The sequence below is a fragment of the Sphingomonas paucimobilis NBRC 13935 genome (assembly GCF_000739895.2).
In the GTDB taxonomy this organism is placed as follows: Bacteria; Pseudomonadota; Alphaproteobacteria; order Sphingomonadales; family Sphingomonadaceae; genus Sphingomonas; species Sphingomonas paucimobilis.
On sequence record NZ_BBJS01000014.1, the window covers coordinates 396898 to 409926 of the forward strand.

At 63.6% G+C, this 13029-nt stretch carries 11 protein-coding genes; 3 read left to right on the forward strand and 8 right to left on the reverse strand.

What is annotated here, in order from left to right:
- The first annotated feature begins 5 nt into the window (after window positions 1-5).
- Window positions 6-1232, forward strand: coding sequence for a tyrosine--tRNA ligase (tyrS, locus tag SP6_RS06465; protein WP_007403279.1), 1227 nt, complete (start codon window positions 6-8; stop codon window positions 1230-1232).
- A gap of 55 nt (window positions 1233-1287) precedes the next feature.
- Here the strand turns inward: tyrS and SP6_RS06470 are convergent, their stop codons facing one another.
- The 6 genes from SP6_RS06470 to SP6_RS06495 form a co-directional block, all read right to left on the reverse strand.
- Window positions 1288-1854, reverse strand: coding sequence for a CDP-alcohol phosphatidyltransferase family protein (locus SP6_RS06470; RefSeq protein WP_007403400.1), 567 nt, complete (start codon window positions 1852-1854; stop codon window positions 1288-1290).
- A 237-nt stretch (window positions 1855-2091) separates the two neighbouring features.
- Window positions 2092-3012, reverse strand: coding sequence for a sugar kinase (locus SP6_RS06475; protein ID WP_007403637.1), 921 nt, complete (start codon window positions 3010-3012; stop codon window positions 2092-2094).
- Between the two features lie 794 nt (window positions 3013-3806).
- Window positions 3807-5816 carry a glycoside hydrolase family 97 protein gene (locus tag SP6_RS06480; protein ID WP_007403265.1) on the reverse strand — a complete coding sequence of 670 codons (2010 nt, stop codon included), beginning with the start codon at window positions 5814-5816 and terminating at the stop codon, window positions 3807-3809.
- A complete protein-coding gene (locus SP6_RS06485; RefSeq protein ID WP_082052435.1) occupies window positions 5816-8308 on the reverse strand; it encodes a TonB-dependent siderophore receptor in 2493 nt (830 codons plus the stop codon). The genes SP6_RS06480 and SP6_RS06485 overlap by 1 nt, the downstream gene beginning before the upstream one ends.
- Window positions 8309-8504: 196 nt before the next feature.
- Window positions 8505-9554: a LacI family DNA-binding transcriptional regulator gene (locus tag SP6_RS06490; protein ID WP_007403579.1), complete on the reverse strand. Its 1050-nt coding sequence runs from the start codon at window positions 9552-9554 to the stop codon at window positions 8505-8507.
- Window positions 9555-9583: 29 nt separating this feature from the next.
- Window positions 9584-10852, reverse strand: coding sequence for an MFS transporter (locus tag SP6_RS06495; RefSeq protein ID WP_007403237.1), 1269 nt, complete (start codon window positions 10850-10852; stop codon window positions 9584-9586).
- 257 nt (window positions 10853-11109) lie between these two features.
- On the opposite strand from SP6_RS06495, the gene SP6_RS06500 reads away from it, so the two are divergent.
- The gene (locus SP6_RS06500) at window positions 11110-11661 is read left to right on the forward strand and encodes a phosphoribosyltransferase (RefSeq protein WP_007403430.1); all 552 of its coding nucleotides are present in this window, start codon (window positions 11110-11112) and stop codon (window positions 11659-11661) included.
- A gap of 197 nt (window positions 11662-11858) precedes the next feature.
- Here the strand turns inward: SP6_RS06500 and SP6_RS06505 are convergent, their stop codons facing one another.
- Both SP6_RS06505 and SP6_RS06510 read right to left on the reverse strand, forming a co-directional pair.
- Window positions 11859-12116, reverse strand: a complete 258-nt coding sequence (locus SP6_RS06505) for a hypothetical protein (RefSeq protein WP_007403282.1) — start codon at window positions 12114-12116, stop codon at window positions 11859-11861.
- A 253-nt stretch (window positions 12117-12369) separates the two neighbouring features.
- Window positions 12370-12690: a hypothetical protein gene (locus tag SP6_RS06510; protein ID WP_007403429.1), complete on the reverse strand. Its 321-nt coding sequence runs from the start codon at window positions 12688-12690 to the stop codon at window positions 12370-12372.
- On the opposite strand from SP6_RS06510, the gene SP6_RS21355 reads away from it, so the two are divergent.
- Window positions 12622-12984, forward strand: a complete 363-nt coding sequence (locus SP6_RS21355) for a thioredoxin domain-containing protein (protein WP_197913084.1) — start codon at window positions 12622-12624, stop codon at window positions 12982-12984. The two genes, SP6_RS06510 and SP6_RS21355, sit on opposite strands and share 69 nt — an antisense overlap.
- Window positions 12985-13029 lie beyond the last annotated feature (45 nt).

The window sequence follows — 13029 nt, forward strand, 5'->3', positions numbered from 1 at the left end:
CTATCATGACGTATCAGTCCGACCTGCTCCGCACCCTGAACGACCGGGGTTACGTCCACCAGATGACCGACGCCGCCGCGCTCGACCGGCTGGCTTCGACGCAGGTGGTGCCCGGCTATATCGGCTTCGACCCGACCGCGCCGTCGCTGCATGTCGGTAGCCTGGTGCAGATCATGCTCCTGCGCCGGATGCAGCAGACCGGGCATAAGCCGATCGTGCTGATGGGCGGCGGCACCGGCAAGATCGGCGATCCCAGCTTCAAGGACGAGGCGCGCAAGCTTCTGGCCGAGGACGGGATCAAGGCCAATGTCGCCTCGATCCAGCGTATCTTCGAACGTTTCCTGACCTTTGGCGATGGCCCCACTGATGCGGTGATGGTCGACAATGCCGACTGGCTCGACAAGCTCGAATATATCCCCTTCCTGCGCGAGGTGGGACAGCATTTCTCGGTTAACCGAATGCTGTCGTTCGATTCGGTAAAGCTGCGGCTCGACCGTGAGCAGTCGCTCAGCTTCCTCGAATTCAACTATATGATCCTTCAGGCCTATGACTTCCGCGAACTGGCACAGCGTCATGGCTGTCGCCTGCAGATGGGCGGATCGGACCAGTGGGGCAATATCGTCAACGGCATCGAACTGGCCCGCCGCATGGACGGGACCGAGGTGTTCGGCGTCACTACGCCGCTGATCACCACGGCGGATGGCGGCAAGATGGGCAAGACCATGGCCGGCGCGGTGTGGCTGCATGAGGACCAGTTGCCGCATTTCGATTACTGGCAATTCTGGCGCAACACCGACGACCGCGACGTGGGCCGCTTCCTGCGACTGTTCACCGACCTGCCGCTCGACGAGATCGAACGTCTCGAAAAGCTGGAAGGCGCGGAGATCAACGAGGCCAAGAAGATCCTGGCGAACGAGGCCACCGCCATGTGCCGTGGCCGTGCCGCCGCCGAGGAAGCCGCCGAAACCGCCCGTCGCACTTTCGAGGAAGGCGCAGCCGGCGCCGCCCTGCCCAGCTTTGCGGTGGCAGGCGGCTCAATCACCATCGTCGACGCGCTGATCGGGCTGGGCTTTGCCAAGTCCAAGGGCGAGGCCCGCCGCCTGATCGCAGGAGGCGGCGCGCGCATCGATGGTGAGAAGATCGCCGATGAGAATGCGGTCATCGCCGTCGGCGGACAGCCGGTGAAGCTGTCCTCGGGCAAGAAGCATCACGGCCTGCTGGTCGCGGGCTAAGCCGCGATAGCCTGGGCCGGTCGTCGCGGATCAGCGCGACCGGTCCAGCGATATATCAGCGCCGGTCGGTGACGGCCAATTGCCGAGCGACGGCGAAAGTCTGGACGACGAACAGCAGGATCAAGCCGACGCCGATCCCTCCGATCAAAATGTCGAACCCCGACACATTGCCGATCAAATCCTTGGTCGGATCGTCGAACATCATCGCGACCGTCAGCAGCATCAGAAACAACCGAAGCTCGGTCGGCCCGGCCGCCATATAGGACAGCCGCAACTCGCCGATCACCCGCGCGGCGAGGAAGGCGTGCATCGACATCAGGAAATAGCCGGCCAGCGCGATCAGCGCGACGTTCATGCCGACAAAGGGCGACAGGCCGATGCCCAGCACGATCATCAGATTGGCCAGTCCGTCACAGCTATGATCGAGGAAATAGCCGTAGGATGGCCGCTCGATCTTGCGATAGCGGGCCAGGCTGCCGTCCAGCGAGTCGCCGAACCACTGCACCGCATAGCCGGCCAGCGCGAGCGCCAGCCAGCCCGCGCCAAAATTGCTGCAGACATAGCCGATAAAAACCAGGGCCGCCCCGGCCATGCCGATGGCCGTCAGTCGATCGGGGGTCATTGCGGGGGGCATCTTGCCGCACAGCCAAGTCAGGATCCGACGCTCGGTGGTAGCGAGCCAATTCTGCTGAATGCGGTCAAGCGGCTGCGGCGTGTGTAACCGTTGTTCCATAGGCTATTATGCGGCAGCGCCCGCCTTTGCGCAACCGGTTGAAATATCTTGGCTCTGCCATTGGTCGCTTCGTCCGGCCGATTGGCGGCGCTTGGCCGCATCATTTGGGTGGACGCCCTTGGTGTCTTATCCTGCGCCGGGATAGGGCGCGTCCGCATCGCGATCCGGCACCGCGCCGCGCCGCTGAATCACCCATCCCGCCAGCCGATGACCGGCCGACGCCGCGTCCTCCGGCGCCTCGCCCGCCATCCGCGCGAGCAGATACGCCGCGTTGAATGCATCCCCCGCCCCGCTGGTGTCCACGGGTACCAGCGATGTGACGGGCGCAACCACTGCGCCGCCGGTGAGCCGACATCCGGCCGCCCCCATCTTCACCACGACCTCCTGCGCTCCTGCCGCACGCCAATGCGCCTCCACGGCGTCAGCGTCCGACTCCCCACTCAGCATCGCCTCATCCTCCGCCGTGGGCAGGCCGATCGTCGCACAGCCGATCGCGGCATCACGCCAACGAACCGCCTCTGCGCGATCCGCCCACAAGGCGGGCCGATAATTACCGTCGAACGCCACGGTACGCCCCGCCGTCCGAAGCCGGCGCGCAACGTCGATCAACACGTGTCGCCCCTCATCCGGCAGAACGGCAAGGCTGATCAGCGAGAAATAGAACAGGTCGGCCGCCATCGCTCTGGGAAACAACATCGCGGCATCGGGCAATGCAAAGAAGCGCCGCGCCGCACTGTCGCTACGCCAATAGGAAAAGCTGCGCTCGCCCGACGCATCGGTACGGATGGCATAGAGGCCGGGCATCCGGCTGGGATCGCGCAGCACCATCGATACGTCCAGGCCATCGCTCGCCCAGGCACTCAGCAAATCCTCGCTAAAGGCATCCGTCCCCAATGCCGTCGCATAAGCGACATCCGCTCCCGAGCGGACCATATGGAGCGCGGTATTGAGCGTATCCCCGCCATAGCCAAGCCGCCAGCCGGCCGCGCCGATATCCGCACCACCGGACAGTTCCAACATGCCTTCACCGATGATGACCGCCCGCATCCTATATCCTCTTTTGTCGAGTTCTTTTCCGACGTCTTAGCGACCTACTGGACGTCGCCGGTTCCGGACAGCAAAAAGCCTTCGAAAGCGGGCGACTTTCAGAGGCCAGTATAGGGTCGCGGGCCAGCTATCTTAGCCGGGCCAAAATCGGTCAGGACGCGCAGGCGGAGCAGCCAGCCAGTATCGACAGCGACATACCTTGAAGGTGGATTTCGCCGCTCGATAACACGCTGAAGCGTTCGATCAGGCCGCCCCGTCCGAGGCAATACTGCTTAGCAGATGATTTCATACACTTCTTGATTGCCGGCGGTTTCGTCCCAGTGACGAAACCGCCTATGCCTCAGACCTCAACCGACAGCGGGGAATTCCGGTCTTGACGGTGCCCTATTCCGCTGCTTCCTTTTTCGAATACCCAGGCGCGCGGCTTTAGGCGGCGCGACCGAAATCCGCATCCTCGCTGTCCGGACCGCCGCTAGCGAGGTCCAATGCATAACCCCGCGCAGGCCCCTGCTGATCGACAATTCCGTTCGGCTTGACAGCGGGCTTGGCCTTCCTGGCGGTCGGCGTCGACACGCGGGCCGCTACACCCCGGTGGCCTTTGAGGCGGCTGAACGACCTCTACAATGCCGGTTATAAGCGATAAGGGACGTCCTGCTGACGACCGCCGCAGTCATTCGCGGCGCCGAGCTTTTCCAGCGTCCGCCCTTCGTTCATTTCGCTCTTCGCAGCGTCCAGGGCGTGGATCACATTGCGCTTTATCGATGTGAGGACTGAAATTTCGTCAAATAGCCAAGTTACAATTTTCGAAACCGGATCGCCTGCCCACCGCCACGCGCCAGACGGAGCGACAGGGCTTCTCCGGCCGATATCTCTTGCCGTCGGATCGCCAGCTTTTCCGGGGCGGTACGCCAGTCAGCATCGGCGCCGTCGGCATAGATGGTCGCCTCGTACCGCGTGCCCTTGTCGAGAAAATCGAGTGGAACGGTCAGCGTGCGAGCACTGTCGTTGGTGATCGCGCCCAGATACCAGTCGGAGCTTTTCCGGTCGCGCCGCGCTACGACCGCATATTCGCCGATCGCCCCTTGCAGCGTACGGCTTTCCTCCCAATCAGTCGGCACGTCGCGGATGAAACGAAACGCGTCGGCATGTTCGTCATAATGCTCGGGCAGATCGACCGCCATCTGCACCGGGCTGTAGAGCACCACATAGAGCGCCAGTTGGTTGGCCAGCGTCGAGGGGACGCGGTTGTTCGGCCGGGTCGCGCGATAGTCGAAATGGACGACGCCGGGCGTATAGTCGAACGGCCCAGACAAGAGCCGGGTGAAGGGCAAGATCGTAGTGTGGTCAGGGGCGTTGCCGCCGTCCGGGCTGCCGCCATTATATTCCTGTCCCCGCGCGCCTTCGCGGCTCAGCAGATTGGGCCAGGTGCGGCGCAGGCCGGTGTCCTTGACGGGCTCATGCGGGAAGATGGCGATATGGTGCCGCGCCGCCGCCTCCACGACCTTTTGCAGGCTCTCGACCGCATATTGGCCATCGGGCCATTCGGTCTCGTCCAGACGCGTCCCGACATAGCCCAATTTGATCGCCCGCACGCCGTAGCGGTCATAATAGTCGAGCGCGGGTTCGAGTTGGCGCAGATAATCCCGCACCTGCCCGCCGGTTTCGTGATGGCCGATCAGGTCCACCCCCTTGGCACGCGCATGAGCCGACACCTCGGCCATATCGAAGGCGGGTTGCGCGCGGTCGAACAGGAAGCGCGAATGGCCGTTCTTCCACCATTCGGGCACGTCCCAGCCGATATTCCATCCCTCGACCAGTACGCCCTTGATCCCGTGCGCCGCCGCCCAGTCGATATAGGATTTGGCCTGGGCGGTGGTCGCGCCCAGCTTCGGCCCCGGCTCCCAGGTCAGCAGGCCGGTATGCATCGCCCAGAAGATGCCGATATATTTCTCCGGCTTCACCCAGGACACGTCGCCCAGCCGGTTGGGCTCGTTGAGGTTGAGGACGATGGTCGAGTCCGCCAGATGCGCCGCATCCGGGGCCACCATCACCACCCGCCACGGCGTCACCGCCCCGCCATGCGTCCGCGCCCGGTCGCCATTGGGCCAGGGCGAGAGATCCGCCTTGAGCGTGCGGCTATTCTCCTCGGGCATACGCAGGTTCATCGAGGGGAAATCGACCAGCGCGGCTTCGTGCACCGCCATCGCGACGCCGTCGCCCTCCAGCGTCAATGGGGTTTGCGCGGTCTGGATCGCCGACAGCGCCGACCGGCTATATTCATACTCGCTATATTTCTCGCGATAGGCCGGGATCGACCAGGCGCGGTAGTTCTGCGCGAAGTGAAACTCGGTCCGTTCGTCGGTCACGACCAGAGACTGTGCCGCCAAGCCCGGCAGCGTATAGCGAAAGCCGAACCCGTCATCGAAGACGCGGAACTCGACGCCCAGCCTGCGCCCGTCCGGCGCGGCTAGCGTCGCGACGAGCCCGCGATAATGCTCGCGCATCTGCCGCCGCTCACCCCAGGGCTGGGTCCAGGGGCGGTCGAGCGCGGTCGGGCGGCTGTCGATCAGCGTCAGCCCCTGGTCGATGGCTGCGGCATCCTTGAACCGGAAGCCGAGCCGCGAGCGGTCGAGGATGGGCTTGCCGTCATAGCGGGCGCGGTACACCGCTTCGCCCTGGTCCACCGCCAGGTCCACCGTGATCCGGCCGTCGGGCGAGGTCACGGTCCGCCACGCCTGCCCCAGCGCCGGGGTCGCCGCGACCAGCGCCGCAAGCCCGACAATCATGCCCAGCACCTTCGTCATCAGAAGCTGTAGGTCAGGCTGGCGCGGACGCGGCGGCCGAAGATCGGGCGCCCCTGGAACGCGGTTTCCTGCACGCCGATGATCGAGCCGGCGCGCGGATTGCCCTCGGTCAGACCGACCTCGTTGAACAGGTTCGTCGCGACGACCTGCGCCTGGAGCGCATCCGTGACCTTCCAGTTCGCGCCCAGCCGCACCTCGGTATAATGCGGCAGGACGATGGTGTTCGCCACGTCGACATAGCGTTTGCCGGTATAGGCGGCCTCTCCGAACAGGTTCACCCGGTCGCCCAGCAGATGCAGGGTCGGGCGGATCGAGAATTGCACCTGCGGCTGGCGGACGATCTGGTTTCCGCTGAAGTCGAACGGCCCGCTCGCATCCTGTCCGGCGAAGCTGGTATAGGCGATATGCTGGTAATTTCCGCTCGCCGCGAGTTCGAAGAAATCGACCGGGCGCAGCGACAGTTCCACCTCGACGCCTTTCGACTCCGCCGCAGCCGTCTGGTTGATCGTCTGCGCCTGTCCATTGGGGCCTGCGACGATCGTCTGGAAGGCGATGTTGGGGAATTTATTGTAGAACAACGTGACGAAGGCCGAGAAGGGTCGCGTCGAATATTTCACGCCGCCCTCGACCAGGTCGATACGGTTCTCCACCGGCACGCCGCCGAACCACTGGACGAACTCCGGCGTCACGCGGAAGCTGCGGCTATAGCGGGCAAAGGCGGCGACCTGCTTGCTGAACTCGTAATTGGCGCCCGCCGAAAAGGCCCATTGCCCGGTCTTGAAGCGATAGGGTGTGTTCGCACCGGTGAAGACCAGCACATTGTCGTCGGCGATCGTCGTCGCGTCGCCTAGATTGGCGCCGGTCGTCTGCGCGATCGTGCCCTTCTTCGACACATGATGATAGCGCGCGCCCAGGTCGATGCGCAGCGCATTCGTCACCTGCCACGCATCGGTCAGGTAGAGCGCGTTGATCGTCACATTATCCTGAAAACGCTGCAAATTGCTGTGCAGGTTGAGCAGGCCGTTCTTGGTCAGCGCGACCGTCTGCTGCCCGGCCGCGTTCAGCCCGATCACGTCGAAATAGCGCGGGCGGTTGATCGCCTCGACAAGAATGTCGTTCCAGTTCCAGTTCTGCGTCTGGTTGAAATGGCTGAAATAATAGCCGCCGGTCAGGGTGTGGCGGCCCAGGCCCGTGTCGAACCTCTTCGTGACGCTCAGGTCGTTGATGACATTCTCGACATCGACGACCGTGTTGAAGATGCTCTGGGTCAGCGCGAGCTGATTGCCCAGCGCGGAGGCGGCGACCGTCTGGCCGTTGCTGGCATCGCGATAGACCGCCGACACGGTATCGGGCCGCGCCGCGCGCAACCGGGTCAGCGCATTGGCCAGAAAGCCCTGGCTGGTCGCGATACCGGAGCTGAACAGCCCGTTGAAGTCCACCATGCCGGTCGTATAGCGCGCGCGGTCATTGACCTCCCAACCGTCACCGAGCGGCTTGTTGAAGATCGCGGTGAAGGTATCGGTGTCGGTGTGAATACCCTGGGTCAGGTCGACCCGCTTGTTGAAGGCGCCGCTCCCGTCAGGCACGGTCAGCCGCGCAAAGGCGGTGTTGACCAGCGTCCCGTTGCCCGCATCCAGCCCCTGCAGCCCCTGGCTGGGGCTGGCGAGCGGGATGGCGGTGTAGAAGATGTTCTTGTCGTCCAGCTTGCGATAGCTGACGAACAGCGACCCGCTATCGGCGAAGTCATATTGCAGGCCGACGCGAAACTGCCCGCCCTGATTGCCGGTGAAGCCTGGATTGCGAAGCCCGTTATCCTCGCGGTAGAAACCGCCGATCGCGAAGGATAGCCGATCGTTCAGCGGCCCCGAGACATTGGCGTCGAGCCGATAATGGTCCCAGTCGCCGACTTCGCCCTTCACCATGCCTTGCAGCGTGCGGGTCGGCCGCTTGGTCAGCACGTTGACGACCCCGCCGGGCGCGTTGGACGCGGTGATCGAGGCCGAGCCGCCACGGACGATCTGAAGCGAGTCGACCGTACCGTCCACGCGGAAGAACTCATCGGCATTGGTGAAGGCCCCTGCCCCCTCTTCCCAAACCGGCAGCCCGTCTTCCAGCAGCGGGAGATAGCGGTAATTGTCCGCTGGAAGGCCACGCGAATAGACATTGTTGCCGACCTCGCCGCCCGAGCTTTCGACATAGATGCCGGGCGTCGAGGCGATCAGATCGGCGATGCCCAGCGGTGCCTTCTGCGCGATCGCCTGCGGGTCGATGGTGGTGATGGCGTAGGACGTCTCGAACTTGCGGGTGCCGGTGCGGGTGCCCGTGACGATGATTTCATTCAGGCCCAGGTCGTTGTCCTGCGCCGTGTCAGTCGCGGCAGGCGCCTCGGCCACGGGAGGCGATGCGGCAGACGAAGCCGACTGAGCCAGTGCCGGCACCAGCGGCACCGCCCACGCAACCGAAGCCATCAACGCCAAGCGACATGCACGCATGAAAATCCCCTCCGAAAACGCCTCTGCTGGGCGGTTCAATGATGGAGGAAGGGTGATCCGATCCGCAAAATTATGCAACGATTATTAGCAATCGATTGCAATTTACATGACTTTGCTTTCCTTAAGCGATCACATACCTTCTTTTATCGGGACTTAATGCCAGCCCACGTCATTATTTTGCACGATATTAGCATCATCAGCGCCCGCAGGATTCGCGAATCACCAGGTTGGTCGGCAACCGCTCCGACCGCGCGCGATGACCGTCGATGATGCGCAACAGCTTGGACACCAGCAGATTGCCGGCCTTGATGACATCCTGCCGAATGGTGGTGAGCCCGGGAGTCGACAGCGCCGCCGCATCGATATCGTCATAGCCGATCACGGCGACATCCTCCGGCACGCGCAGCCCCCGCTGGCGGAGTGTCTGGATCGCCCCCAGCGCCACCAAGTCGGACGCCGCGACGATCGCATCGAAGGCGATGCCACGCTCCAGCAGATTGTCGACCGCCTCGCCTCCCTCGAACCGTCCGGCGGCCGGGGTCTGGATCATGGCGGGATCGAATGCCAAATCATGGGCGGCCAGCGCCGCGCGATACCCGTCCAGCCGGATCGCGATCTGTGAAAAGGGCGTGCGCGCGGCAACGATGGGCGGCATCGCCCCGATAAAGGCGATGCGTCGCCGCCCCTTGCGCAGCAAATGGGCGGTGGCCTGAAAGCCGCCCTCGTAATTGTCGCTGCCGATCGAGCAATAGCTTTGCCCCGCCACTTCGACACCCCAAGCGACCAATGGCTTGCCCATGGCCGCATAGCGATTGAGCGTCTCATGGAATTGCGACTGGCCGAGAAAGATCGTGCCCGCATAGGCGCTCTGGTCCAGGAACTGCGCCAGCGTCGCGTCGTCATAGGGCGTCTGCCACACGACCGACACGTCGCGCCGCCGCTCGCGCAGCGCAGTCCCGACACCGCCGATCAGCGCCAGTTCGAATGGATTGGCAAGCTGGCTGCCATGCGCGGTCGCGACAGGTACGACGAGGCAGATCTGTTCGGATAGCGACGGAGCCGCGCGGCGCACCCGCTGCGGCACATGGACATAGCCGAGCCGGTCGGCGGTGCTCAGCACCCGCTCACGTGTCTCCTCGCTGATCGCGCTATGCCCGGTCAGCACGCGCGATACGGTGGCGACCGAAACCCCGGTTTCCGCTGCGATCCCGCCCAGCGTCGGCCCGCCGCGCTTCACCCGTGCCATGACTGAATCCATATTTGCATTTTCTTGCACTACGTCAGTGCAACGCCCTCGTCCATGCCGGACAGACACAAGCTCAAGACGGCGCCCGTCGCCATCAACGCACCCGCCAACGGCAGGACAGGCCAGGCGCTCCCGCCCAGCCCATGCGCGATGACCCAGCCCATGCCCAGCCCCGCGACCAGTTGCGGCACGACGATGAAGATGTTCATGACGCCGATGAACATACCCGCAGTCGCGCTGGATACCGTCCGCCCGGCCAAGACGAAGGGCGCGCTCAGGATGGATGAATAGGCGATGCCGATCAGCACCGCACAGCCGATTAGCCCGACAGGATGCGCGATCAGGGCCAAGCCGCTCAGCCCGAATGCGCCCATCGCCAATGCCGCCGCATGGACGCGCGTAACGCCAAAACGGCGGAACAAGCCCGGCAGCAGAAAAGCGAACAGCCCCGCAACGCCATTATAGGTGCCGAACAACACTCCGACGAAATCGGCTCCCCGCGCATAGGCCCCATCGAACGGCGACATCGCGCCATAGAGCCGGGCTGCGATCACCGGCGTCGCATAAACCCAGAGGAGATACAGGCCGAACCAGCTCAGGAACTGGATGGCAGCCACCGGACGCAGCGCCCGCCACAATGTGACCACCTCATCCCAGCGAAGGGGCGCATCGCCGCTTGCCCTGCCCTGCACCTCTGGCAAACGAGGTTCGCGCACGCGTGCCACGGTCCAGCCGACCGACATCGCCACCGCGATCGCCGCCGCCAGGAACGCGACCCTGATAGAGGGTGCGGTCTGCCCCGGCTGCGCGACGTTCGACCAGCCTCCCCAGGCCAGCAGGATCGGCGCGCAGGCCCCCGCCAAGGCGCCGAGCCCGATAAAGACGGTCTGCATGGCATAGCCGCTCGCCTGGTCCGCCGGCGGCAAGGTATCCGCGACCAGCGCACGATAGGGCGCATGGAGCGCATTCATCGCCGCCTCCAGCACCCAGACCGCCGCCACCGCCGCGATTAACGTTGCCGCCAGAGGCAAGACCGCCAGCGCCGCGATCACCATCAGGGCGGACACCAGGATATAGGGCCGCCGCCGTCCTAACCGGCTGTCATGCCGATCGCTGAGCACCCCCACCACGGGCTGCACCAGCAGCCCCGTCACCGGTCCTGCCAGCCAAAGGATCGCGAGCTGATCGACAGAGGCCCCCAGCCCTTGAAACACTCGGCTCAAGCTGGCACTTTGGATACCGAAAGCGATCTGAAGCCCGAAATAGCCGACGCTGAGATCAAACCCCTTGATACGCATCGGCCTCCCCACTGTTCAGTCCCCCACGGGCCCAATAGCGTCGACCTGAACATAGCCGACATGGCTCTGTTCGAAAGATAATCGGCAATGACCGCAGGCGATTCTCGACCTGCTCCCGGGGCTTCCCGAAAGCAGTCGGTCATTCGGAGTCAGCAACGACGCATGGTTGCTCTCTCGGCAGGAGGGCGTCAAAACAATTGGGCTATTCTGGGCATTCATGGCTTGATGCCCCGCTCCGCAACGATGATGGACCATTCGTGACCACCAAAATCTATCTGTCCGCCGATCGCCTGCTGGAGGATTCGTTCCGTCTGGCCAATCTGGTCTTCGATTCCGGCTTTCGCCCGACCCATATCGTCGGCATCTGGCGCGGCGGCGCGCCGGTCGGCATCGCGGTTCAGGAACTGCTCGAATATCGCGGGCTGCAGAGCGATCATATCGCGATCCGCACCGCCTCCTATACCGGCATCGACCAGCAGGAACCGCAGGTCCGCATTTACGGCCTGGGCCATCTGGTGGACGTCCTCAATCCTGAGGACCGCCTGCTCCTGATCGACGATGTCTTCGATTCCGGGCGTTCGATCCGCGCCTTGCTGAAGGAATTGAAGCAGCGATGCCGAAACAATATCCCGGACGAAGTGAAGGTCGCGACCGTCTATTACAAACCGTCGCGCAACGTGACCGACCTCAAGCCGGACTTCTTCGTCCACGAAACCAATGACTGGCTCATCTTCCCGCACGAGATCAATGGCCTGACCGAGGATGAAATCCGGGCGCACAAGCATGGTGCCGATATCATCCTGCGCTGATGATCGACGCACGGCCCGGACGCAGGTGCTATATTTGCTCCGGGACCGCCCACCGAGGCTTGAGGCAAAGGGTCAGGCCCCGGAAACACTTGGCCCAGCAGATGAACGCGGCAAAAGGAGCGCCATCACAGCTCTGTTTCAAAGCGTGGCAGTTGTCGACGCCCCTACGAACCAGCCCCCCATTCTATCCATGCCGCCTAGCAGTCCGTCAGAATCTCCCGGTTGGCGTCTGCGATCAGGCGCGCCATACGCTCGGCATCCTTGGCGACTTGGTCGTCGTCCAGTTCGCGGCGCAACCACCGCAGTTCGTGAAGCTTGCCGTTGTCGTCCAGTTCACCACATCCGACCCGCTTGCCATAGTCCAGCAACGCACAATTCGCACCGGGAACATGCCTCCGAACGATCTGCTGCACCTGATCGATAACGTACTCGCCGGAACCTGCGATCTTCGCCATATTGTCCTCCCGTTGAGCGTCCTGGTAACATTCGCATCTCTGCGCGCGAAGTCGTTCCTTCAATTCGACCATATTCGGACGCACACAGCTTATTTCGACATTTCTCATAGCCGTCGGCGGCCGCCATCCGGCACAGATCGAACGTCCGTCTCGAACCCGAGTGCGACCATGGACGCCACGGTGAGGCGACAGGTGATCCGCCTTAGGTCCGACATGTCCGTGCCGGTCTTTTCGGCACCCGCGTTAAGGCGGCTCAATTGCCTTCGGCGTCGACCATGAATACCACCGGCTTGCCGCGGGACATCGGATCCCAGCCGGCCGACACGGCGGAGCGCACGCATCGCGTGATCGTCGCGTCGTCGAGTTGGAGCCGACCGCGCGGCAGTCCTTTCAACAGCCGCTTGGGCGCCGGGAATTCGACGAGCGCTTCGCGCTTGGCATCCTGCTGAAGGAGCGAAATCGTCATGCCCTTCCACCCCTCGTCATCCGACTGATGAGGTTCGCTGTGAAGGTGCCAATCATAGGCCACTCCATCGACAGTGACGGTTCCGGCGTGCATGTGCGATTTCGACATATGCGGGGCTCTAGCACGACAAATCCGCAGAAGCACAAATCAGGCAGGCGCTTTTCCCGGCGCCGGCAGCGACCAGCCGGTCAAGGCAGCAATCCCCAGCGCCCGCACATCTTCCGGCACGATGAAGGCATCGCCGACCGCTTCGAGGAGCAGGTCTACGACATGTCGCCGGTGGGCGAGCAGCGGCAGTGGAAGCAACTCAAGATGAATCCTTGGGGCGAAACACCGACGCTCGAACTGGCGGAGGGCAGCTGCATCTCGGAGACCGCTGCGGTCGTGCGCTATCTTGACTAGGCATTTGCCGGGCGCCGGATCATGGGCGAGACGGCCGAGGAGTAA